The 23,858-nt window shown below is 51.6% G+C and carries 17 protein-coding genes; 2 read left to right on the forward strand and 15 right to left on the reverse strand.

Features of this window, described 5'->3' with window-relative positions:
- Positions 1-133: 133 nt before the first annotated feature.
- The 8 genes from JQC72_RS10245 to speB all read right to left on the reverse strand — a co-directional run bounded on the left by JQC72_RS10245 (position 134) and on the right by speB (position 11,084).
- Positions 134-2,401, reverse strand: a complete 2,268-nt coding sequence (locus JQC72_RS10245; RefSeq protein WP_205495403.1) for a DEAD/DEAH box helicase — start codon at positions 2,399-2,401, stop codon at positions 134-136.
- A 135-nt stretch (positions 2,402-2,536) separates the two neighbouring features.
- Positions 2,537-3,403, reverse strand: a complete 867-nt coding sequence (locus JQC72_RS10250) for a cation diffusion facilitator family transporter (protein WP_205495256.1) — start codon at positions 3,401-3,403, stop codon at positions 2,537-2,539.
- Between the two features lie 533 nt (positions 3,404-3,936).
- The gene (locus tag JQC72_RS10255; RefSeq protein ID WP_302104683.1) at positions 3,937-5,262 is read right to left on the reverse strand and encodes a helix-turn-helix domain-containing protein; all 1,326 of its coding nucleotides are present in this window, start codon (positions 5,260-5,262) and stop codon (positions 3,937-3,939) included.
- A 418-nt stretch (positions 5,263-5,680) separates the two neighbouring features.
- On the reverse strand, positions 5,681-5,830 hold the full coding sequence (locus JQC72_RS10260) for a hypothetical protein (RefSeq protein ID WP_205495259.1): 150 nt from the start codon (positions 5,828-5,830) through the stop codon (positions 5,681-5,683).
- Between the two features lie 35 nt (positions 5,831-5,865).
- A complete protein-coding gene (locus tag JQC72_RS10265; protein WP_205495261.1) occupies positions 5,866-6,429 on the reverse strand; it encodes an alpha/beta hydrolase in 564 nt (187 codons plus the stop codon).
- Between the two features lie 333 nt (positions 6,430-6,762).
- The gene (locus tag JQC72_RS10270) at positions 6,763-8,148 is read right to left on the reverse strand and encodes a purine-cytosine permease family protein (protein ID WP_205495263.1); all 1,386 of its coding nucleotides are present in this window, start codon (positions 8,146-8,148) and stop codon (positions 6,763-6,765) included.
- 14 nt (positions 8,149-8,162) lie between these two features.
- On the reverse strand, positions 8,163-9,617 hold the full coding sequence (locus tag JQC72_RS10275; RefSeq protein ID WP_419179861.1) for an aldehyde dehydrogenase family protein: 1,455 nt from the start codon (positions 9,615-9,617) through the stop codon (positions 8,163-8,165).
- A gap of 489 nt (positions 9,618-10,106) precedes the next feature.
- A complete protein-coding gene (gene speB, locus JQC72_RS10280) occupies positions 10,107-11,084 on the reverse strand; it encodes an agmatinase (RefSeq protein ID WP_205495265.1) in 978 nt (325 codons plus the stop codon).
- Positions 11,085-11,462: 378 nt separating this feature from the next.
- On the opposite strand from speB, the gene JQC72_RS10285 reads away from it, so the two are divergent.
- Positions 11,463-12,209 carry a CAP domain-containing protein gene (locus tag JQC72_RS10285; RefSeq protein ID WP_335342431.1) on the forward strand — a complete coding sequence of 249 codons (747 nt, stop codon included), beginning with the start codon at positions 11,463-11,465 and terminating at the stop codon, positions 12,207-12,209.
- 261 nt (positions 12,210-12,470) lie between these two features.
- On the opposite strand, the gene JQC72_RS10290 is transcribed toward JQC72_RS10285, so the two are convergent.
- The 6 genes from JQC72_RS10290 to JQC72_RS10315 all read right to left on the reverse strand — a co-directional run bounded on the left by JQC72_RS10290 (position 12,471) and on the right by JQC72_RS10315 (position 22,115).
- Complete coding sequence (locus JQC72_RS10290; RefSeq protein WP_205495267.1) at positions 12,471-14,054, reverse strand: SagB family peptide dehydrogenase; 1,584 nt, start codon at positions 14,052-14,054, stop codon at positions 12,471-12,473.
- Positions 14,055-14,076: 22 nt separating this feature from the next.
- On the reverse strand, positions 14,077-16,020 hold the full coding sequence (locus JQC72_RS10295) for a TOMM precursor leader peptide-binding protein (RefSeq protein ID WP_205495269.1): 1,944 nt from the start codon (positions 16,018-16,020) through the stop codon (positions 14,077-14,079).
- Positions 16,017-17,960 (reverse strand): putative thiazole-containing bacteriocin maturation protein, encoded by a 1,944-nt coding sequence (locus tag JQC72_RS10300; protein ID WP_205495271.1) that lies wholly within the window; start codon positions 17,958-17,960, stop codon positions 16,017-16,019. The genes JQC72_RS10295 and JQC72_RS10300 overlap by 4 nt, the downstream gene beginning before the upstream one ends.
- Positions 17,961-18,140: 180 nt before the next feature.
- Positions 18,141-18,467, reverse strand: a complete 327-nt coding sequence (locus JQC72_RS16890; protein WP_205495273.1) for a heterocycloanthracin/sonorensin family bacteriocin — start codon at positions 18,465-18,467, stop codon at positions 18,141-18,143.
- Between the two features lie 812 nt (positions 18,468-19,279).
- Complete coding sequence (locus tag JQC72_RS10310; RefSeq protein WP_205495274.1) at positions 19,280-20,449, reverse strand: iron-containing alcohol dehydrogenase; 1,170 nt, start codon at positions 20,447-20,449, stop codon at positions 19,280-19,282.
- A 397-nt stretch (positions 20,450-20,846) separates the two neighbouring features.
- The gene (locus JQC72_RS10315; protein WP_205495275.1) at positions 20,847-22,115 is read right to left on the reverse strand and encodes an APC family permease; all 1,269 of its coding nucleotides are present in this window, start codon (positions 22,113-22,115) and stop codon (positions 20,847-20,849) included.
- A 135-nt stretch (positions 22,116-22,250) separates the two neighbouring features.
- On the opposite strand from JQC72_RS10315, the gene JQC72_RS10320 reads away from it, so the two are divergent.
- Positions 22,251-23,162, forward strand: a complete 912-nt coding sequence (locus tag JQC72_RS10320; protein ID WP_205495276.1) for a LysR family transcriptional regulator — start codon at positions 22,251-22,253, stop codon at positions 23,160-23,162.
- An 80-nt stretch (positions 23,163-23,242) separates the two neighbouring features.
- Here the strand turns inward: JQC72_RS10320 and JQC72_RS10325 are convergent, their stop codons facing one another.
- Positions 23,243-23,707, reverse strand: a complete 465-nt coding sequence (locus JQC72_RS10325) for a GNAT family N-acetyltransferase (protein WP_205495277.1) — start codon at positions 23,705-23,707, stop codon at positions 23,243-23,245.
- Between the last annotated feature and the right edge of the window lie 151 nt (positions 23,708-23,858).

Here is a 23,858-nt window from a genome sequence, read left to right on the forward strand (position 1 = left end):
GTCTCCTTCCCGTTGTAAAGTTACTGACCAATTTTATTTTATCGAACGCGGCCCGGCTCGTCCAATCGCGAAACGTTTGCTTACAACGAATCCATGCGTTTATACGGGTGAACCTTATCCTCCCGCTCCTTGATCAGCGAGAAAAGAGACTTCCCGCAGCGGACTGATCCAACATCAATTCCAGCAACTCCAGCGTCTTGCGCTTTCCTTGCACCCCGACTTCCTCCGCAGGACCGACACAGGAGGGACAACCCGTTTCGCACCGGCAACTTGCCACGTGTTCCCGCGCCAGGTGCAACAATGTCTCGTGCAGATCGTAGAGTTTGTCGCTCAAGCCAACCCCGCCCGGATATTTGTCATACAGAAAAATGGTCGGTTTTTTGGAATGCACCGCTTTCACCTGTGTCACCACACCCAAATCTTTCGGATCGCACATCAGATACAGCGGTGCCAGATGAGAGAGCACATGGCTCAATCCGACCAGCCCCGATTGCAGATCGTCCTGTTTCCATGCCTGCAACGCGGGATGATCCACCGTCAACCAATACGCTGTCGTGTGCATCTCCTCTTCCGGCAGACGAACCGGCCCCGATCCGATATTCTCGTGTGTTCCCATCTTGATCTTTTTGAAAATGGTCACCAGGACGTTTACCGTCACCTCGCCCACACTGCGGGTACCACCCGTCACTGTCTCCTCGCGGTCCACGTCCAAGACGCGCAACTGCACGGCCAGATTGGCATCGGTGTAGTAATCGACGTTTACTTGCCGGACATACGCCTTTTTCTCTTCATAGTCCAATTTCTCCACCTGGTACTGGATGCCCTCGTGCAGGTAGATCGCTTCCTCGTGCAGCAACATCGGCGCGCTGAATCGGTCCACTTCACCGATCACGCGGTGTTTTCCCGTCACGGAGATGTCGATGATGACGAAGTTTTCCTGTGCTGCTGAACGCAAGCTGATCTCCGTCGCCGGGAAGGATTGGTCCATCCAGTACCAGCGCCCGCCACTCTCATGGAGGATGCCCTCTTCCGACAGGAAATTCAAGATCTCCTCTGTTCCGGCGACACCGAACTGTTCCCCGCGTTCAAACGGCAGTTCATACGCGGCGCATTTGATGTGATTGACGAGGATGATCAGGTTGTCCGGGTGAATCAAGGCATGTTCCGGCGTCTGACGCAAAAAATATTCCGGGTGCTGGATGATGTACTGATCCAACGGGCCGGATGAGGCGACGAGAAACGTCAACGACTTTCCGTGCCGCCGTCCCGCCCGCCCCGCCTGCTGCCACGTGCTGGCGATCGTCCCCGGATACCCGCACATCACACACGCCTCCAGCTGGCCGATGTCGATCCCCAGCTCCAACGCATTGGTGCTGACCACGCCGCGGATTTCGCCTTCCCGCAGCCCCCGCTCGATCTCCCGCCGTTGATTGGGCAGGTAGCCGCCGCGGTACCCGCGGATGTTTTTCTTCGGCATCGCCTGTTGCAGATAGGTGAGCAACAACTCCACCCGTACGCGTGAACGGGCAAACACGATGGTCTGGATGTCGTTTTTGATCAATCGTTCCGCCAGATTGCGCGCCTCCAACAAACTGCTTTTGCGGATGCCAAGCGACGCATTCACTACCGGCGGATTGTAAAAGACGAAATGCTTCTCGCCTGACGGTGCCCCGTTATTGTCCACCACCCGGACCGCTGTACCCGTCAGTTTTTCCGCAAACTCCCGCGGGTTGGCGATGGTGGCCGAAGAACAGAGAAACTGCGGATTCGACCCGTAATGACGGCAAATGCGCCTCAATCGGCGCAACACATTGGCGAAATGGCTGCCGAACACCCCCCGGTACGCGTGCAACTCGTCAATCACGACATACCGCAGGTTTTCAAACAGCTTCACCCATTTGGTATGGTGCGGCAAAATCGCCTGATGCAACATGTCCGGGTTGGTCACCACGATATGCCCGGCCTGGCGGATCGTCTGCCGTGCGGTGGGCGGCGTGTCCCCGTCGTATGTATATCCCTTGATATCCCGTCCCAACCGTTCGATCCACCGGTTCAACTCCGTCATCTGATCGTAGGCCAGCGCTTTGGTCGGAAATATGTACAGCGCTCGCGCGGACGGGTCTTCCAGTATCGTGTGCAGCACCGGCAGGTTGTAGCACAAAGTTTTCCCCGACGCCGTCGGAGTCACCGTCACGATGTGCTCCCCACTGAGCGCCGCCTCCACCGCGGTGGCCTGGTGCGTGTACAGTTGCGTGATCCCCCGCCCCTGCAACAAGCGGATCAGATCCGGATGAAGCTTGTCCGGAAATGGTGCATAACGGGCTTCCCGCGCCGGGATCACCTCCCAATGGGTGACGCAGGCTTGCCACTCCTTCTCCCTGCGCATGCGGTCGATCAGCATCTCAATGTTCACGCGCTTCGCCTCCTCTCTCCCATTAGTGTAGCGGAAAACGGGAGGAAGCGGACCAGCCTTCCAATCATTTCATGTCCATTTCTTATTTGGATGAAAAATCCTTGAAGGGCTCGAAAAACTTCTCTAGCGCTCTCTTTCATATTCCGGTTCGATGTGGATCAAAACATGCGCTTGGGGAAACGCTTTTCGGATTTCTCCCTCGATCCGGTCACACAGGTCGTGGGCATCCGCCACCGGCATATGAGACGACACAACCAGGTGCAGATCAATATGTTCTTCCGGACCGGACCTGCGGGTCCGAAGCGCATGATACTCCAGATATTCATCGGAAAAGGATTGCAGAATCTCACGGATGCGTTCCTCTTCTTCCGGTTCCAGCCGGACATCCAACAGGGGCAAAAATGATTCTTTCCCCAGCTGAACCGCTTCCCTCATGATAAACAGTGCGATCGCGATCCCGATCAGGGGATCCAGTATATACAAGTCGGTCAGGCTCACCGCGAGCAGACCGACTGCGACACCCACGGATGAGTAGACGTCCGTCAAAAGATGCAGCGCATTGGACCGCATGGCAACCGATTTGCTCTCCTCACCCACCCGCTTGACGATACGACCCACGATCCAATTGATCATGGCTCCGGTCAACATCACGGCGACCCCGACGATGGGCAGGTGAATCGGTTCGGGGGACAGCAATTTTCCTCCGGATTCCAAGATAACCCAAATCCCCGCGACTACGATCAGCAGGGTTTCGATGGTCCCGGAGATATTTTCAAATTTGCCGTGCCCGAATGGATGATCCCGATCCGGCGGCTTATTGGACATACGAACAGAAACATAGGCGATGAGAGAAGCGATGAGATCGAGAGAAGAGTGTATCGCCTCGGATAATATGGCGACCGATCCGGTGATGATGCCGGTCACGACTTTCAGCAAAACGATGGCTGTGTTACTGATGATGGAAAGTCCTGCCGCAAGATGGGGTTTCATGTTTTTCCCTCCATTCATGGCGTTTGTGAAAAAATTGGTCCGTATACAGGAAAGTTGCTGGCGGGAAACAAACAAAAAAACCGGTAACGCGCTTGGCGTTACCGGTTTTTTTCGATTTTCGCATCCCATAACCAAACCTGATCATCATGTGGACCCCTTGCGGTTTGCTCCACACGGTTAAGGTACCAGAGGCACTCCCTTGTGGCCGGTGGGCTTCTCGCTCGCTCATTCACCACGAGAAGTCAATTTCATTATAAAGCATTTGGACGAAATGGAACAGGTCATGCGCTCAAACATCAAATGGAACTGTACACCGCCTTCGTATCGTATCCCCATAATTCATGTGGCCCAAAAGGGAGAAAGTTACCATGGGAACCAACACTTCCTTAAAAATCAAAAAAGGAGGTTGCCCTCCTGTAAGAAATCAGCCGTGGCTAGGTTCACCAAAAATGGAGACGTTTGTTGTATAAAAAGTGGGTTGTTCCGGAAGTCCATACGCTAAGACAGCTAGAAATGCTAAAACAAAGATAATTTTACAAAATCTCATCACTTTCTTCCTCCTTGCTTTCCTCTGAAATGGTGGCAGCTACTTCATACATATTTTCCAAAACGGAGAGGAATTCCTCTCTGCTGTCACCTTTTTTTAGTTTGGCAAGGCGGAACAGGGCTTTGTATTCCAGATTTTTATTTCGAATCTTTCGAGATAATTCCAGAGCTTTTTTGTAAAAATCAGTTGATCCAAGTATATTTCCGCGACACTGATCGAGATCACCCATCATTAAGTAAGCATAGGTCAAGGGGATCGCATTATTTGTATCTTTCCCCAATTGGATCGCCCTGTTTAAACTTTCCTCTGCTTCCTTTTCTTTTTGAAGGCGTGTATACAAAATTCCCAATTTTGTATATGCACTGATAAGTACTCGATGCAGCTCGATTGTTTCTCCTATTTCCACGGCAGTCAGTAAACAGGTTTCTGCCTTGTTCCAATCCTGTATGGAAAGGTATACACTGCCTAAAGCTGTCCACAGCTCAAACAGACGATCCCTTTTATCAGTGAGGCGTGCTTTTTCAATCCCTTCCTTGGCGCATTGGATCGCCTCCCGAAACATTTTAGATTTTCTGAACACATTGGTTCGAATGTCATACAGATTCAAAGCAGTATCTATGTCCATTTTTTCGATATGATGCCACAACTCCTGAACAATCTTCATCGTTTCCCCAATCCGCCCCAGTTTTTCAAGATAAGCGGCTTTGTTACATGCAAACTTGTATTTGATCCAAGAATCCCCGTCTACGGTTTCCAATGCGTTTTCCGTGTATTGTATGGCTTGCTCCAAATCATTCTGGTAAAAGCTGCAAATCCCCAACTCGTTGAAACTGAGCGCTTCAATATTGTTCACCTTATTGAAAGATGAGAGTCCCGCCAGACGAATGGCATTATAGAAAGATCGTTCCGCACGTTTCAAATCTTTCAGGTTGAAATAGCATCGCCCCATCAGATAGTGGCGGTAGGCCGCCAACTTGTGCTGGTCGTCGATGGGAAGATCATGAAGCTGATTCAACAACTTCTGGTTATCGATGATATTGAGTTTGGACTCAACCGCCATCAGCTGATTGAGCAATTCCTCCAGTTTTTCGTTTTCCTCTTCCAATATCTCTGGAATCTGATCCAGAGTGATGCCAAGCTTGTCCAGCAGATACATCACTTTCTCCGAGCCGACATGGGGAACGCCCCGCTCTATGTTGCTGACAGTGGCTGAGGAGATCTTTTGATCCGCCAAATCCTCCAAGCGAAGTCCCCTGCTTTTGCGAACTTTCCGAATCACTTCACCGATCTTAATCAGATCGAGATCCGCCATGCCTCTGTATCCCCCTCCTATAAAATACTGATCATAAATATCATACTACGATTTTAAGAATCTGGAAATACGAATTTTAACCTATTTTTTTAATTTCCATTTTGAAAGGGCATTATCGTGTGTAGTCCTTGGTGTGATGAGATCAAATTTCAATTACACGTCCATCGATTCCTAAAAAGACCGTTTGAGCCTATCAGGCTTCCGGATCGACCGTAAAATGTGCCACGTTAAAAAAAGAAACCGTTGACACGGTCAGTTGAATGGATCAAATGAAACATACCGGTCGAATCCCATATACTTTCGGGTTTGTGATCTGTTGAAGGTCCACTCTCTACTCGACATTGATAGACTGTGAATCTCCACTGCGTCTGGTTATCTTGGGGCTTTTCGACAAAATCGTTTTCACGAATGAGCATGGTTAAACCGGAAAATGCTTGAAAAACCAATCTGTCGCCAGCTTCTCCACGATCGACCAATGCTCCATCAAACCATGCTTCGCCCCGTCAATGATCTCCAACTTGGAGTCAGGGGACAACCACTTCATGCCCCGTTTCGTCAACTCGCACAAAGCCCTTTCCTCTTCATCGGCATTACCGTGAATGATCAATACCGGGCAGTGTACATTTTTCGCAATTTCTCCTGGTTGATCAACTCAAAATCCAAGAGCATTTGCCGGTCAACCATGACGCTTCTGTTTCCCCTCCGTACGGTGATATGGCCTTTTTCTCTTAACTCTTGCATTTGCTCTTTTGTAAAATATTCATCCCAATCATATTTCATCGGGCCTGTTAAGGCGCCTGTCAACACCATCGTCGAAATCTGAGGTGTGTAACATTGTAAGCAAACGGTACTCCCCAAACTATTTCCATAGAGGGCAATCCTGGCATATCCCATGGATGTTACAAATGAAATGGCGGAACGCAGATCATCCACCCATTTGGCCAGTGTCAGTCGATCATCGTCACTTTCACCGCAACCGCTGAAATCAAAAACCAGGACACTATACCCTGACCGCTGAAAGGAATTTGCGAGTTGATCAAACCTGCCTCGGGACGATTTATCCGAAGTAAAGCCATGACACATGATTATGATGGATTTGGCAGAAGATGAATAAAGATTTCCTGCCAGCGTGAGATTTCGGGAATTATGAAAGGTGACCCTTTTCATCATACCATTCCTTATCTATCGACTTTGGAATTCAACACACCCAATACAACTTTTCAAGCAGCTCTGTGAATGAACATAAACGGAAATCAGCTTATCCCACTCGTGATCCCTGAGGACAATCTTTGGTTTCAAAACACTTAAAACTATTATACGAGCGAAAACTCGATCCGAAAATCACCCAGGCCTGGACGAAGCCATCGTGGATGTGGTTGCCACGCCAGATGAAGCGAGAAGCCTACGGCGACCAAAGGGAGTGCCTTTGGTACTTCAGCTGTGTGGGGCCAGTCACGAACAGTTACATCATAAAAAGCCGGTAGACACCGGCCGCAGCATTCATCTGGAAAATCTGCCTTGAAGGTTGTTCGCCTTGGTCATACCGGACAGCCTTCTTTCCTGTACGGAAAATTTCATTAACGCCCCATATACCAATGCGGTGATGATGAAAGTCAGTATGGTGGCACCTGTTGGCAGTGTGTGAATATAAGAGAAACAGTAGGCAAAAACCGCCCCCGCCACATACGCTGCATATGCCCTTGGATTCACACCCCTGAAATACCAGTACGTTTTGTTTTGCCCCGTGACGATCTCCTCCCCGTCATAGTGCATTCGTTTGAAAAGATAGTAATCAACCAAAACGATGGCAACGACGGGGATGAAGAGCGTTCCGATCATCAGCAGGAAGTTTTGGAAATGTTCCAACAACCAACTTTTCAAGAGCGCCCCGACAATACTGATGATCCCCATCACCAATGCAGGCACCCAGAAACGGTGCCGGGGGAAAATGGCCAAATAAGACATGGTTGCACTGTAGAGTGCCATCACGTTCGTCGACAATACGGACAGGAAAATCACAATGGCCGCGACAAAACCCAGAACCGGATGACTCCGGCCGATCAAGTCTACGGGATCATAGGTTTGGGTCATGTTTTCCATGAGAGAAAAACCGGATACCGTTGCCCCCAACCCCATGGCGATCAAAGTGGCAAGATTGTATCCCAGATAGGTTCCCATCATTCCCGTTTTTTCGGAAACGCAATTCCGGTTGTAATCACAAACGGTCGGCATCCAGGAAAAAGCCGTCGCCACCACGATATCAAATGCCACCATTGCTGTCATGTTCGAATTTTTTTCGGCCGCCATATGAATCAGCTTTCCAAAATCAAAGGCGGTGAACAGATAACCGAAGACGATCACGGACAATAGGATCATCAAGGTTGCCACCACCTTTTCCGTCGATTCGATTCCCCGATGACCATAAATCGTGATCGCCACCACAGCGATCTCCGTCACCACGGTAAACAGGTTGATGTTGCTGTACCCCGTCAAGTAGGTCACCGCATGATCCAAGCTTAATCCTGCCATATACGCCTGAATCCATGTCCACCCGATCAGGATGATGGCATTGACGGCGGATGGCAACACCGCTCCCCTGTCGCCGAAAGCACCTTTGGTTACGATCATGGTGGGAAGACCGGTTCTCGTGCCGATGTTGCCCATGAGAATCAGTGGAACGGCGCCAATCAGGGAGCCCAAAAGGATCACCATGATCGCGGTTGGATAATCCAGAGCAGGAACCAAAAGCATGCCGGTATAGACCGTCGTTACCACGACATTGGCCCCGATCCACAAGGAAAACGTGGCAAAGAACCCCATGCTTCTCCCATCCATCGAAACCGGTTGAACACTGTCCCGGCCAAAATTTTTGGTGAAATCGGACATGGATTCCCTCCTGTTCAGGAATACCAGCCAATGGGTTGAAGCTGATGACGGATGTTGGTATGTTTGGGTTCCATGAAAGCAGCCAAGCCGTGGGGACCCAGTTCCCGGCCAATGCCGCTTTGTTTGAATCCTCCCCATGGTGCTTCGACATAGGGAGTATGGTAACCATTGATCCAAACCGTACCGGCGCGAAGACGGGCCGCCACGCGTTTCGCCCTTTCCACATCTTTGCTGAAAATCCCGGCAGCCAGACCGTATTTTGTCCCATTGGCCAAATCAATGGCTTCCTCTTCGTCATAAAACGGCTGAACGGTGACAACGGGACCAAAGATTTCTTCCTGAACGATCCTCATCTGTTGATGCACATGGGTAAAAACAGCAGGTGTCAAGTAATACCCGTTTTCGTCGCCTGTTCGTTGTCCGCCCGCGAGCAGTGTCGCCCCTTCCGATTGACCGATTTGGATGAATTCCTCTATTTTCCGAAGATGCTGAAGACTGATCACAGGCCCCATTTCCGTCGATTCGTCCAACGGATTTCCAATCCGGATTTTCGCCAGTCTGGCCGTCAGTTTTTTCAAGAATTCCTGTTCCAATGAATGATGAACCAACAACCTGGAAGACGCCACACACACTTGTCCCTGATTGAAAAAGGAACCGTAGAGCGCCCAATCGACTGCGGTGTCCACATCTGCATCATCAAAAACGAGCAGCGGCGATTTCCCCCCCAGTTCCAGCGAGACCCGCTTCATGGTCTTGGCGCATTCCCGGTAGATGTGTTTCCCCGTCTCGGTTCCGCCCGTGAAAGAAACTTTGTCAATCTCCGGATGGCTCACAAGGGCTTGACCCACTTCCGTCCCGCCCAATATCAGATTGAACACGCCATCCGGCATCCCCACTTTTTCCGCCAATTCCGTCAGCTTGATGAAGGACAGGGGAGTCAGTTCCGACGGTTTGAAGACCACGGTATTTCCGGCGGCCAAAGCCGGAGCCAATTTCCACATCCCCAGAAGCAACGGAAAGTTCCAAGGCACAATGAGCGCACACACCCCAATGGGTTCCTCCGTGATCAGGCTGTATGTCCCGTCGTTCATCTCTTTTTGGTATTCCCTGCGTGATTCAACCAGATCGGCATAATAACGCAGGCAGGCAACGGCATCGTGAACGTCCAGGCGGGATTCGCGAATGGGCTTCCCCGTATTGCGGCTTTCGATCCGCGCCAATGCCTCCGTCGAATGTTCCAGAAGGGCGGCGAGCTGACGCAAGAGGCCGACTCGATCACTTGTATTCTGAGACCATTCTGTTTTCTCAAATGCTTTTTTTGCCGCCCATACCGCTTCATTTACCTGTTCTGATGAAGCATCCGATATCTCGGCAATAACCTTACCCGAGGAAGGATCGATAATCGCACGCGATTCTCCCTTTCCTTCGACCCATTTGCCGCCCACGTACATTTGAAACTGATCCACCATCACGCTCACATCCTGATGATTTGCTAAATGGTAATAGTTGTATATTATTTGCGTGTTGCAAAATACAAGATGGAACTCAGAATGCGTATCTTCGTCCATCCCCTCGATGGCCAATCCAATCAGCATCACCGCGGTCGAATAAAAGCGGCTCCTGCCGCCGCCTTTTCCCAAAAAACCCCGAAAATAACCGGAAAGAAACTGGAGCCTGATCATCTCGCATACCAACATCATGTGTGTCCACATACATCCTGAATCCTGACTGCATAAATGAAAACTGGTGATCCTTGGTGACTTGCTTCACACCACGAAGTGTACAGAGATACTCCCTTTGGTTTCACGGGCGTCTTGCTTCATCTGTCCGGCAATCCAAATCCATCCACGGAGTGTCTTCGTCCAAGCCCGGGTGATCTGGTTTGACGCGCCTTCAACCCAACAGGACCAAATCATCACCGTCATCTCCAATGCACCGGTTTTATGCAATCCACCATCCTATTTGGTTATTTGCATTTGGGATTGCAGCCGATTCTTTTTTGCCATGGCAATCAGCGTAATAAATTCATAGACGATATTGGAAGCGGCAGCGGCCGTAATTTGACCATGATCATAAGCGGGCAACACTTCAACCAGATCAAATCCGACAAAATCGATTCGGGTCAATCCCCGTACCAATGCCAACGCATCATCGATGCTCACTCCCGAGACTTCCGGCGTCCCTGTTCCCGGTGCATAAACGGGATCGAGGAAGTCAATGTCGAAGGATAAAAACACGGGGCCGATCCCTACACGCTGATGAATGATGTCGAGCATGTTTTCCACACCGATCCGTTTGAAGTCGTTGGTTGTATACAGTTCCAACCCCAAATCCCGTGCATCCTGAAGATCTTTCATACCGTATAAGCTACCGCGCATCCCTATCTGAATCGAACGGGATACATCCAAAAGCCCTTCCTCAATCGCCCGGCGAAAGACGGTGCCGTGATTGTATTTTTTCCCAAAGTAAGCATCCCACGTATCGGAATGCGCATCAAACTGCAGCAACGCCACAGGGCCGTATTTTTTGGAAATGGCCCGCAACTCACCCAATGTAATCGAATGATCGCCACCCAAAACAATGGGAATGATCCCTTTTTCCACAATGGGAGCCATTCTTTCTTCAATCTTTTCATACGTTTCGGAAATATAACCGGGCACAACCGGGATATCGCCATAATCCACTCCTGAAACATAATCAAAAATATGGATGTCTTGCTCCGGATTATATGGTCGCAGCAGAATGGAGAAATCTCGGATCGCCTCAGGTCCGAATCTCGCCCCCGTCCGAAAAGATTGTCCCGTATCAAATGGAATGCCGGTGATGACAAAATCCATATGCTCGTCTAACTGCTCCATAAACGGAAGACGCATAAACGTTCGAGGTCCACAAAAACGCGGTGACTCAAAAGAATCCTTGGGTTGGTACTTAACCATATGAGTCCTCCTCTCAGCAGTTTGATGAAAAACCATCGCAATGATCATGCCAAAAAGAAAAGCGCAAAAAACCGCATAAAAACAGTAGTGATCACGTTCTTCTATTCATTATTGAATTACGAAAACCGAAATCCCCCAAAAATCATTTTTGACCTGTTTTCATCATTGAATTTCTGATTCAACTCCGTGTATCGGTAATGCTTTCGTCACATCGTCCGGATCATGCGCTTCATTCTCCGAATTTCCCTCATTCCGTTATTTTATTTGTAAATGATCTTCCAACCATTTCTACTTAATAGACCATCATCTTATGTTATCATCTGAGAGTAAGAAAAAAGTTCAACGAAATTGTTGAACCACTTTAACAGGAGGGATTCTGTGAAAAGTTATCGCTTTCTTGCTTCTTTGGCAATTGCCGGAGCGTTGACCATCACAAGCCCGTTTACCGCGTTTGCTGCAAGCAAACAGGATCCGGGAACGACAAATCAACCGAACACGTCTTTTTATGGTTACTGTATTCAAATCGCTCTGAAGGATATCAATCTTGACCAACTTCTGAAACAATACGGCATCCAAGTAGATTACCATGGTCCCATTCCAATTCAACAACATTCACAACCGCAAGCGCCTCAAGCAAAAGAACAACCTCAACAGTCCCAACCAAAAAAACAACCGGCAACAAATCAAACCCGACAACAACAACCTTCCCAACCGGCAACTTCCGGGCAACAACAAACCAGCTACACCCAGAGTAAATACGAAAAACAAGTGGTTGACCTTACCAATAAAGAGCGCGCCAAATACGGATTGCCCGCCCTTAAAGTGGACCCGAAATTGAGTAAAATGGCACGCGACAAAGCACGGGATATGCATGACAATCACTATTTCGATCACAACAGTCCCACCTACGGCTCCCCGTTTGACATGATGAAACGGTATGGCATCCAGTACAAAACCGCGGGTGAAAATATTGCGATGGGACAACCCACCCCGCAAGAAGTGGTGAATGACTGGATGAACAGTAAAGGACACCGTGAAAATATCTTGAATAAAAATTACACTTATATTGGCGTGGGCTATGTAAAAGACGGGAATTACTGGGTACAAGAATTTATCGGGAAGTAATCCAGCATGAAAAACATGCAGCTCTTAGAAGGGCTGCATGTTTTTCGTATCACTCATTGTTCGAATGTCCACTCCCAATTTCCCACTGCAAACGATGGGGTGACTTGATCCACACGGTCAAAGCACCGGGGCACTTCCTTTGATTGCCGTGGTTTCATGCATGGCACCCACATCCATCCACATGGCGTTCCATACATATCTGTTTCGTCCAAGTGTTTTGCCCCCATGGCTTTATATGATTCCCGGAGCGTCTTGCCTCCCTTAACCATGCAAACTTCCCGCCCAACGCGAGCCAAGACGATAGGGACCGACCGGAATCTGGATCAAGCTGGTTTTTCCGCGCAAAGCCATCTTGTAGATCTCATCGCACAAGCTCGCATCAAATCCGAGGAGGGGATGCCCTCCCATCCCGATGGCGGACGCTGTCAGCAATAGACGCTGCACGAACATTCCCGCTTCCATCTGTTGGATGCGATATCCTCTGTAACCCAATGCCGTTTTGAGATGGTCTCGGTCCCCTGCCACATGCAGACAGAGTGGAACTTGGAACAGATTGACATTGTGTAAGGACATCCCCTGTTGCAGCCGGTGCCGATGATCTCCGAGATTTACCCGCTTCAATGCATGAGCAGCGCTGTCATAGTGATAAGCACCATCCGGAATGCCTTCAACACCGTATAAACAGCCATACAGTGTGACACGCGACTCTGGGTTTTCGTGTGTTCCGTCCAAATCATTTCGATATGAAAAGGAAGCCGCCGTCTCTTTGAGCAGAGTGGCCAGTTGCAGTTGGCTAACCTTGCCCAAAACGAAATCCATCCCTGGTGAATATCGCTTTCGACAGACCGACACCAGATCATACGACAACCGGTCCACGTTTGGCAGGGCCACCGCCTGACCCTCATCACTGTTAAGGTTCCTTTCCTCCGGGATTTCTCGAAACGATCCTGTTGATTCCAGCATGGACGCTTTGTTCAGCTTGATCAGCAGCGGATACTTCTTGACCCTCCGTGATCGTACATAGTGATCATGCTGTACCGGTGTCAACTCCCGGCACAATTCCGCAGCAGAGAGATTCCCGTCGCCGTCATTCCCGTCAGCAAACCAAGTGATCGACGGCTCGACCGCCAGCGGAATCACCGCATATACGCTCTCCTCCTGTTCGGATAGCCCGAGCAAATGGTTAACGGCCCGATCAAGAAACTGAAAGTACACGCCCGATGCGAAGCCAAACCTTTTCGCCACCTCCAGCAACTGCCCGATCAGCACGCCGGCATCGAGCCCTTGCAGACGGTAGGCAAAGTTATTGTACTTAAAGAAATTTTTCCAAAACATGGTGGAAACAAAAACAGTGCCAAAACAGGCCGATACGTCACAACGATTGCCAAGAGCCCGGGTCAGATAGGAATCGAAATCACCTTCCCGCAACAATACCAAGCGGTGGTGCGCCACATCATAATGGTACACCCCGACAGGCAAATCCTCCATTTTCAGATACACGTAACATTCGTTTGGATACAACGCTCCACCGGAGGGAACAAACCGCCGGTACAACTGCGTCGGACCCACCGCCTGTTCCGCGGAATCCTGGGCATGGACAGACGGGGAGAACTGCGTAATCCCGTATACGTACCAGAGAAAATGACCGATTCCGCGAAGGTCGGGCTTCACGTATGCTTTCCGTTCCCCAAGCGTCAGCGGTACTTCCGGAGATAACGGAACCACAGGAAGGCCACGGTAAAGCTTATACGCAAGCGGTGCGTCTGCCCAATCCACCTCCCAATCTGGCGGTTGGATCTTGTCGATGTCAAAATGCAGATCGTGCAAAAATGCCTCCAGGCCCATTCTTCTCCCTCCCTGACACGGCTTATGGAAACGGATGCGGGTGTGGATTGAGCTGTTCAATCGTCAGTGGCTGCTTCGCATACCCGAGTTCCACCGGTACCCGAAGCACCCTCTCCAGCCCTGTCACACGGGTAAGGTGATATCCGAACGTCATCGGCAACATCCCCGGAATCAGCACTTTCACGCAATACAGTCCGTTTCGCATGGTTTCCGGTGTCGTCTGGTCTACCACGATCACATCGAGGTTCAACCGACGAAACACCTGGAGAATGTCCTTCAGATCATCAGTCAGATCCGCATGTCTTTCCTTCCTTTTGAATTCCTCGTCAAATGTTCGCAACGGACGATTCTGATCCAGCAAAAATTGCAGTCGTTCCTCTGCTTGCGGCAAACTGTACAGCATGGAATGGTCCTCCATTTGCTGCACCAGGAACGGATCGCGGAGCATTTGCTCAGCCTTCTCCCGATTCGCCTCAAATTTCTCATCCAGTGTCAGCATCATACCGGCCAACTCGTGAATCGCGCTTTTTACCGCCCGTATCGGGTCCAGATGAGCTCCGGCCGCACAGATGAGATTCACTCCCTTTTGTTTCCTGTTTTTCGCCAACGCCCAAACGCTTGGAATCCCGTGTTCCATCGTCGAGTTAAACAAATACAGATCATATCCCGCCACTGCTTTCAAACGGTCGATCATCAACTGCAATTCCTGGTCGTCAGCAGAACTTGGATCCAGGCGGGTGAGCGGCAGTTGTGCGTACCAAGTCATCAGGAATGAATCCCGTTCCAACACCTCCATTATTCCGTAGAAAATCGCCTCCTCCAAACTTCCGCCTAATGCGCAGCCGTTGGAAGTTTCATAGACAAAACCATCCTCACCGCCCAAGCTGTAATAGGCGAGCAACTGCGGAACCAGAATCGGACACTCCTCCAATAACGAATAGCCCCATACCCAATCGATCGGTCGGTCAGGATCAAACGGTTTAAACGGAAAACCGGGCCGCTCATACTGTTCCTTTGCATGCAACCCTACCTTGACGGGGTTGAGCGCTTGGTCTGCCAGATTGCGGTAACTGTCATGGATCACTGGCCGTTTGCCACGGGGTGTCAGACCGCAATACCGTTCCAATCCCTCCAAAATGGCAGTCAACACGCTTTCCGCATAGGAATGCGTCCGACCTGCCGTTCCCTCATCTTCCGTGAACAACGGCAGATTAACACTCGCATCTGCAAACGGGGACATGAGGTCATGCATTTTTCCATTCAAAAGGCCCGTTCGGGAATCCAGGTAGTCTTGCACCAGAACTTCTTTCAGGTCATCCATCGAACGGCAACGGTAACTGTCGGCGCTGATCTTCGGACTTGGTTGCAGGGAGATTCGGGCCGCTTTCGGTGAATCGTCGGACAATCGGCCGCAAATCGGACACTGCGAGTCGGGCAGAAAGAAGTGACATGAGATTTTCAGCGTTTTCAGGTTGATCAAAAACATCCGCCCTTCCAAGTGGGTTCGTCTGCCTTGCAATATCCTCCGTGCCTCGGCCGTGATCAGGTGAGCCATCTGCAAAAGTCCTGTTCGCGATGCCCACGCGTCACGTGACACTCCCCCGCTCGCCGCCAGCATCTGTTGCAACTGCCACATCTCCTTGCGGTCGAATCCCGCCATGAGACGTCGAAAATCGGCACACTGGGAGCAACCCGGCGTACCCGGGCGAACCAGCGGCCCGACCACGCCCTCGCCAAATGAAACGAAGCCGCGTAACCAAGGGATGCCGGTTGGTTGCAACACCTCTTCCGCCATGTGATGAACGGAGGGATGCCAGGCATCGTGCAGCACGAGTACCAAATCCGCCGTTTGCGGTACGCCTTCCCTCAACTCGGTTTGACGAACGACCCGGTGCTGGGTGCACAGTTCTCCACATACGAAGTCCGCCAACAGACCCTCACCGACAACCGCCACGACAGCACTCACCGAGACCCCTCCTCTCGCAACAACACGCCAAATACTCCTGCCAGTTCCTCTTTCAAAAACGGTTCCATCGCCAGATCCAAGACCATGAGCCGCTTCCGGTTTCGTTTCAAGACTTGCATGACGGATGGTAAGATTTCTGATGGTACTGCCTCTTCGCATGCAGGGATCACAAGGCTTTGCGGTACCTTTTCTTCAAGTAGTACGGCAGATGCCTCCAACGCTTGCGTCGAGAATCGCGTCGATTGGTTTTGTGCCTTCGGCAGGGCCTGTTGCAGTGCATGTTGCAACGCCTGCCTGAGCGCCAATGTCACATGTAAGCCCACACTGCCATACCAACGACCGCTCGTACCGACCCACACCACAGGGCATCCGAACACTTTCTCTCCCAAACCGATTACCGGTGATCCTTGCAGCGTTGTCAACGCCTGTAAATAAAACAGACAACGTTCATCTTCCACCGCACTCAACTGCACACGAAAGACAGGCGGCGTCTGATTCGCCTTGACCAGCTCCCGGGTCAGACACTTTTGCAATCCGCGGCAAACACCTTCCGCAACCGTTTCGCCCGCTCCGACACCGACAAATTCTTGCGGTTCTACCATTCCATCCTCTACGAGCAGCCTGACCATCCGCGACACATACGCTTCAATCCCGACCAGCCCCGCTTCCCGCCGCGCTTCCTCATGCGTCAGCCCGGTACAGACAATGTCCGGCAACAGCTCAGCCGGTCCCTCCGACAACGGGTCGGCTGCCTGAACGCGGCATTGAGCCAGCGGAAGTTGCTTCAGATCCCCCTCCTCCCAAATATGGAAAATCCCCGATTCTTCCGATGTCAACAGACTGAAGGTAGGAAACAATCCATTCGGCTCAATTCTGTCCGCACTCTGTTCGAGCCGCAGATCGAGATCCTGAACCCATTCGGCTGCTGCACGCCCGGTTACCAGCGGATGGGGCAAGAACGAATGCCAGTTGCCTTCCAACGTCTCCAAATTGAGCAAGAAGAATTGATTTTTCTGTTCCGATCCGGCGATCCCCGTAACCGTTTTAAACAATTCCAATGTGATCACATTCGCCAACATCGCTCCTGCTGTGGAAGAAAAAGTGTGCAATTGCGGATCTTTGCGAAGCGCGGTATGATGCATGCGGCGCCACGCCGACTCCCAACATCCCTCAGAGTCCGGATGCACCAGCGGTCCCGCCACACCCACCTGCTCCAAAAACATGGCGGGAAGAAACACCTTCTTCTCCTCTCTGCAAACCGCATGAAGCGCCCGCAGTCCCTCAACATCTCCCTCCTGCGACACATACAAAATCCAATGATATGGCTGCACAGCCTCCCGCCAGGAACTCACCCCCTCCTTCGGCGGGACAACCTCCTCCAACGCCACCTCGGGGTCCGTTTTGCGGGCATGTGCCGCCAATTCCGCCAGCCGCTGCCGGTTGGTCTGCACCGAATCCGTGATCAGCACGTGGAACCGGGGCAATCCGGATTCGAACAAGGCCGCAACCAACGAGACCAAAAACGGTCCTGAGCCGATTGCCAACACTTTGGCCTGACGATAGCACTGAAAACGGTATGCACCCGATCCGCCTAAATGATCCAAGAATTCAATTTGTGATGCATATTTTTTGAAAACCTCATCCGGCAATTGATGCGGACGGTCTTGGCTCACATCCCGAACAAAACCGTTTTGGTACAACATTTCAGCGATTTCATACACCCGTTTCCGGTATGGGTCCGGCAATCCGTCTGTTATATCCCCCAATGTGTACTCCCCGTTAAACACCGGTATGAGTTTTTCAATCCACTGATCAATCGTCTTGCCTTTCATACGGAACGAGACCAGGTTGTTCCGAAAATACACACCGCCGTTTGGATCGGGGAGAAAAAACGTGTCCCCTTTCACTTTGAGACGCATAGAAGGGTTTAAGTTTGTCATTCCGCTCCTCCTTACCGTTAACTTGATCAAATCGCCGCCATCACTCTGGTATCTTATGTACTGCTATTTGTCCGTCATGCCTGAAACAGAAAAGCCCCTGCCAGCCCAAAAACCAGTCTGTGCAGGGGTGATCTCCGCTCCTCAGGCAGCACGTTTTTCATTAAGTTACGGATTGAGGAGTCAACGACGGCAATTAGCGCAACGGGCACAATTGGCGCAACGAGCGCAGTTGCCGCAGCGGACACAGTTGGCGCAACGAGCGCAGTTGGCGCAACGGAAGCAGTTGGCGCAGCGGACACAGTTGGCACAACGGACACAGTTGGCACAACGGACACAGTTGGCGCAGCGGACACAGTTGGCACAACGGACACAGTTGGCGCAGTTTCGGCCACATTGCTGAGCCAAGGCGGGATCGTACTCGCCTTCAAATTCCCAAGGCATCACCTCGCTCTGGATCAACTCGTCGTCAACGTTCAAATTTTCAATTTCCTTTTTGAAATCATCCATTTTTGCAACCTCCAGTTATCAAAAGGAATTGGTTTGGCCGGCTCCGCAACCGGGACCGGCATGAAATGGAACGAAGATCATCCATTTCCCAACAGGTGAATCAGCCAAAGACCCATCAGCAACTATCCCCTTCGACAAAATATGCTTATGATGAAAGCTCCGCTACTGTTACGAGTGAAAAGTTTCTTTCGTAAACCGAAGGAAGTGGGGAAACCACGATTGTAAAGAGCGAGCGGGAAAATCCGGTCCTTCAGGGTTGGGATAAAAGCGGGGTCGGACGCGGAGTGCTTTGTCCTCCTTTAGAGTGTGTCTGGTGTTGTCCACAGTGCTTTCCCGGCTCGCTCCACCTGCACCCTGCAGGGATGCAGATGATGACCGCTTCGACCCGGTCAGCGCAGGTCGCGGGCAAAGTCGCTTCGCTTTGCGGAAATTGCCCGCGATTTCAATCCTGCGCTTCCCGAATCTTCGCTCAGTCAGGGCTTGGTCAGTCGCTCGTCCGGGAAAACATTGCTCCCTTACGGAATGACCAGACACGCCCTGGTGAGACAGAATTTTGGTGCATCGAGTCGAGAAGTGCGCAAACACTGAAAACGACTGCGCGAGCGAAAACTCGCGACGAACATCACCCAGGATTGGACGAGCCATTGTGGATGCGGGTTGCCACACTGGATGAAGCGAGAAACCTTTCACCACCACAGGGAGTGCCTCCGTTGCTTCAGCCGTGCGGGGAAATTCACGAAAATCGCGAAAAAAAGAACGACTTCTTGCATACAAAAAAGCGCCCCATCCCGGAGCGCTTTCTTCAATTCCCATCACAAACTCATTCGCAATACTTCCAACACATCTGTCTTCGTCATCCGTTTGAACCTGCCGAATTCACCTTTGATCATTGATTTTTCCGCCATCAGCTCCAACTTCGAATCGTCGATCCCATAGTCAGCAAGGCGGGACGGTGCGCCGAGCGAATCCCAGAATGCCCGCAGGCGCTCGATGCCTTCCAGCGCCACTTCCCGGTCGGATTTTCCGGCGGGGTCGACATCGAAAACGCGGATGGCCAACTGCGTGAACCGTGAAACGTCTTCATCTTCATCGAGCGCATATTTCATCCAGTTGGGGAACAGGATGGCCAAGCCGCCGCCGTGAGGGATGTCGTACACCGCGGAGACAGCGTGTTCAATCCGGTGAGTGCCCCAGTCGCCGGCCATGCCCATGGCAAGCAACCCGTTCAATGCCAGCGTGCCGCAATACATGATCGTCTCTCGGTACTCATAATTCGTGAGATCTTCCATCAACTTGGGTGCGGTCTCCACGATCGTGCGAAGGATGGATTCGCAGAACCGCTCCAGCACCGGCGTGTTGGGAGACTTGCTGAAATACTGTTCCAGCACGTGCGACATCATATCGACAATGCCGTATACGGTCTGCTCTTTGGGCACCGTAAACGTATGCGTCGGATCGAGAATGGAAAACTTCGGATAGACATGGGGACTGCTCCAACCCACTTTATCCTTTGTCTCCCAGTTGGTGATCACCGAGATGTTGTTCATCTCCGATCCGGTCGCGGCATGTGTCAGCACCGTACCCAACGGCAAGGCCGAGGTCGCATTCACCCGACGCATGATAATATCCCAAACGTCCCCGTCATAGCGAGCGCCGATGGCAATCGCTTTGGTACAGTCGATCACACTCCCGCCGCCCACGGCCAACAAGAAGTCAATGTTTTCCCGTTTGCAGATCTCGATTCCTTTGTTCACCGTACTCAAACGGGGATTGGGTTCCACACCGGGCAGCTCGTACACGTTTTTCCCCATTTCCCGCAGGATGGCCATCACGCGATCGTAGATGCCGTTTCGCTTGATGCTTCCCCCGCCGTAGACGAGCAACACATTTTGGCCATAATCAGCCAATTCGGTTCGCAGTGCGGACAATTGCCCTTTTCCGAAAATCAGCTTCGTCGGATTGTGAAAAACAAAGTTCTCCATATGCCATCTCCTTCCATCCGGATTAGGGTCTCAGTATCTCATGCCCAAGGTGACCGGGGGCTTACCATGACACGTCCCATTTGATCCCGCTGTACGCCCGGGAAAAGGTCCTAACGCCGAAGTTGCAAACCATATGCGGCTGCCGGGTATCAAAAAAACCACCGCTAAGGCAATCAATCTTGGTGATGCAAGTTGAACGGAACACGAATCCCGTTGAGGTGATCTCAGTCAAATTTGAGCTTCTGTTGACGATCATTCATATATTGGTCCAGAGACGTCCACTCTCTGTCATGCACATTTTTTATTTTATCATTATTGATGATAAACTGTCCGGCTGGCCCCCCAACCATATGATCCGGCAATCATCCCGCCGGTAGTGAGTTTGGGCCTGTCTACGTCATGACCGCTCCATCGGTTGTTGTTTCAACCGCTCCGTTCGGGATCGATACAGTTGCAATCCCACCATCCCGACAATCATCAGCAGCACCCACCACGGGCTGAATGCCAGAATGATGACAAACCCCGATCCCAACAAAATCGCAACGGTTTTCATCCGTTTCTGGGGAAAAAGACGAAACGCCGCCACAATCCCGAGCAACGCGTTGCACAGAAAAAATGCATCGGCGATGGAGACCAACCGCTCCAGATGGAGCCAGCCCAATGCCGTAAATGTCAGCACCGTCAGATGGATGACGGTCAAAAATATCAGTCCGCCCACCGGTGTACGATGTCGCGACCGTCTGGACATCCACAGGGGCAATGCTCCTTCATCCGCCAGTGAGGCGACCAACCGCGATGCACTGCCCACCGCCAACAGATAGGTGCTGATGCACAGTCCCGTGGTCAGTAAGGTGATCACCGTCATCGTCGCGCGACCGAACAGCGGCGTCAATACCAACGCCAAACGAAGCGGATGTGTTCCTGCCTCCGGAACGCGGGCGGGATCAATCCATTGTGTCGCTGCCGCCACAACCAGACTGACCAGTGTCACCACCACGGCGCTGTAGGCGATCGCCCGGGGAATCGTTCTTCTGAGGTCCCGCACCTCCAAGCTGTAATTGCCGATCATTTCCCAACCGACCAATGCCCAGAACAACAGGAGTAAACCATATCCGAAGTCGGACAGGTGAAACGGCGTTTGCCACAACGATCCGCTGCGGAAATAGGGAACCGCGGCCAAACTCCCCACTACCAGCGTACCTGCCGCCAGCGAAGATAACACCAGGGAGACACGGCTCACCCATGCGAGCGGCCACAACAAGATGGTGAAACAGATTCCCAGCAGGAGAAAAGCGAGCATCATGGTATGTCCGCGATCTCCCGCCAGCCACACACTCAGATACTCGGCTGACGTGAGCATCACCGCAACCGGCCCCACAAACACGGCCGCGATCAGAAATTGCGCCGCCAACCGTTTGATCGGCCGGCCGAACGCGGTTTCCACGGCCAACGCCATACCGGCTTCACCGGGATACCGAATGGTCAAGTGCCCGAACAAATACGCAAACAAAAAACTCAGCCCCATCGTTACGGTCCATGCGATAATCGCCTGATCGCCCGCAATCCGATACACCAGCGGGGGCAAGAGGATGATGCCCGAACCCAACACCGGTCCGATGATCAATCCGCTCAACAGCACGGGCCCCAATTTTCGCTCCACTCCCATGGTTTGTCCCTTCTTTCTCTCAACAGGAGTCTCTTTTTTCAACTTTGATTATACGCCCGTATCTGCTATTAATAAAATAGATGGTTTTGATCATATGGATCGGAAAAGACGATTGATGAACCGGAGGGGAGAAACTTGGAACTGCGTCACTTGAAAACGTTCAAGGTCGTTGCCGATATGGGCGGATTCACCCGCGCTGCCGAGGCATTGGGGTATGCGCAATCCACCATCACCTCTCACATTCAGGCGCTGGAACGGGAACTGGGACGCCCGTTATTCGACCGATTGGGAAAAACAGTGGTGCTCACCTCCGCCGGTGAACGGCTGTACGAATACGCCGCGCAAATCCTCCGACTCTCTCAGGCGGCAGAATCGGCGGTGACGGACGATTCACAACCCGCAGGCAGGTTGACAATCGGTGCCCCGGAATCGTTGACGGTTTATCGTTTACCGGCCATCATGCGTGAATACAAGGAACGGTACCCCGATGTGCAAATCGTGCTGATGCCCAGTCAGTGCTGGGAAATGTCTCCCAAACTGCGTGCCGGTGAACTGGATGTCGCCTTCCTGCTGGCACCGCCCGCCGAAGAGCCGGACATGCACGTGGAAACGTTGTTGGCCGAACCGATGGCGTTGATCGCCTCACCCCGACATCCGCTGAAGGACCGGGCATGTGTCCATCCTGAAGACTTGGTTAACGAAACCCTGCTGAAAACGGAAAAAGGATGCAGTTACCGCCAGTGTTTCGAACATGACATGAAATCAGTACATCCTGCTCATGAGATCGAATTTTGGAATATCGAGGCGATCAAACAATGTGTCATGGCGGGCCTCGGCATCGCCTACCTGCCCCGGATCACGGTGGAAACCGAGCTGAACGAGGGGAAATTGATCGCACTCCCATGGTACCAGGATCAGCCGGTCGTACTCACCCAGTTGGCGTATCACAAGAACAAATGGCTGTCCCCCGCTTTGCGTGCGTTTGTCGACATGGTGCGCCAACATGCGGAACGGTGGCGGGAAAAGACGTCCATCATGCGTGTATAGTTGACCAACCCATGTCCAATAACAAAGCCGGTTCCCGATCCGAACAGACCGGGGAACCGGCTTTCACAATGACGGATGAATTATAGCTCAATCTCAAACTGGACGGCGTCAAAGTTCTGACCCGGCCAGCGAATGGTTCCAATTTCCTTGCAACCCCAACGCCGGTACATATCCGGCAGCCACGGATGATCCTTTGCCGTATCGAGATACAGTTTCTTTCGTCCCCGTTCCTTGGCCCGTTCCTGCGCAAATTCAAACAGCATTTTGCCCAGGCCTTGTCCTTTCAGCTCCGGGGCGATGCTGAACCAACTGAGTGTATCCCGCGTTTCATCGTTGTCTTGCAGCCGAACCGTTCCCCAAATGCGGTCATCCTCGTCTGCGATCACGTACAGCTCATCTTCGCGAATGCTCTCTTCCACACGCTTGACGGAAACATCCACCGCTTCCATGTTAAACCCGTACTTTTTGATCGGTCGATACGCCTTGTGCAAATGTTGCTGAATCTTGCGCGCGTCCTTTACCTGGGCAGGGCGAATCGTCCACATGATTTCTCCTCCTTCAGTTGTTGTCGCGTTGGTTTATTCCCTCCTCATTCAAAATCAAACGTGAAATTGTATTCAGGTTACAGAAATGAACGGCTGTCCCGAAAATGCTTGAAGGGTGGCTCACGAAAAAATGCCACCCTTCAGCAATGCC

It is taken from the genome of Polycladomyces zharkentensis (genome assembly GCF_016938855.1).
In the GTDB taxonomy this organism is placed as follows: Bacteria; Bacillota; Bacilli; order Thermoactinomycetales; family JIR-001; genus Polycladomyces; species Polycladomyces zharkentensis.

What these genes read in the sequence shown, in the direction of transcription:
- JQC72_RS16890 (WP_205495273.1), bottom strand. Translation starts at nt 18,467, where the DNA reads ATGGATGATTTCAAAAAGGAAATTGAAAATTTGAACGTTGACGACGAG.
- JQC72_RS10310 (WP_205495274.1), bottom strand. Translation starts at nt 20,449, where the DNA reads ATGGAGAACTTTGTTTTTCACAATCCGACGAAGCTGATTTTCGGAAAA.
- JQC72_RS10250 (WP_205495256.1), bottom strand. Translation starts at nt 3,403, where the DNA reads ATGAAACCCCATCTTGCGGCAGGACTTTCCATCATCAGTAACACAGCC.
- JQC72_RS10270 (WP_205495263.1), bottom strand. Translation starts at nt 8,148, where the DNA reads ATGTCCGATTTCACCAAAAATTTTGGCCGGGACAGTGTTCAACCGGTT.
- JQC72_RS10290 (WP_205495267.1), bottom strand. Translation starts at nt 14,054, where the DNA reads ATGGGCCTGGAGGCATTTTTGCACGATCTGCATTTTGACATCGACAAG.
- JQC72_RS10325 (WP_205495277.1), bottom strand. Translation starts at nt 23,707, where the DNA reads ATGTGGACGATTCGCCCTGCCCAGGTAAAGGACGCGCGCAAGATTCAG.
- speB (WP_205495265.1), bottom strand. Translation starts at nt 11,084, where the DNA reads ATGGTTAAGTACCAACCCAAGGATTCTTTTGAGTCACCGCGTTTTTGT.
- JQC72_RS10255 (WP_302104683.1), bottom strand. Translation starts at nt 5,262, where the DNA reads ATGGCGGATCTCGATCTGATTAAGATCGGTGAAGTGATTCGGAAAGTT.
- JQC72_RS10265 (WP_205495261.1), bottom strand. Translation starts at nt 6,429, where the DNA reads ATGAAAAGGGTCACCTTTCATAATTCCCGAAATCTCACGCTGGCAGGA.
- JQC72_RS10315 (WP_205495275.1), bottom strand. Translation starts at nt 22,115, where the DNA reads ATGGGAGTGGAGCGAAAATTGGGGCCCGTGCTGTTGAGCGGATTGATC.
- JQC72_RS10275 (WP_419179861.1), bottom strand. Translation starts at nt 9,617, where the DNA reads ATGGTGGATCAGTTTCAAATGTACGTGGGCGGCAAATGGGTCGAAGGA.
- JQC72_RS10300 (WP_205495271.1), bottom strand. Translation starts at nt 17,960, where the DNA reads ATGACAAACTTAAACCCTTCTATGCGTCTCAAAGTGAAAGGGGACACG.
- JQC72_RS10245 (WP_205495403.1), bottom strand. Translation starts at nt 2,401, where the DNA reads ATGCTGATCGACCGCATGCGCAGGGAGAAGGAGTGGCAAGCCTGCGTC.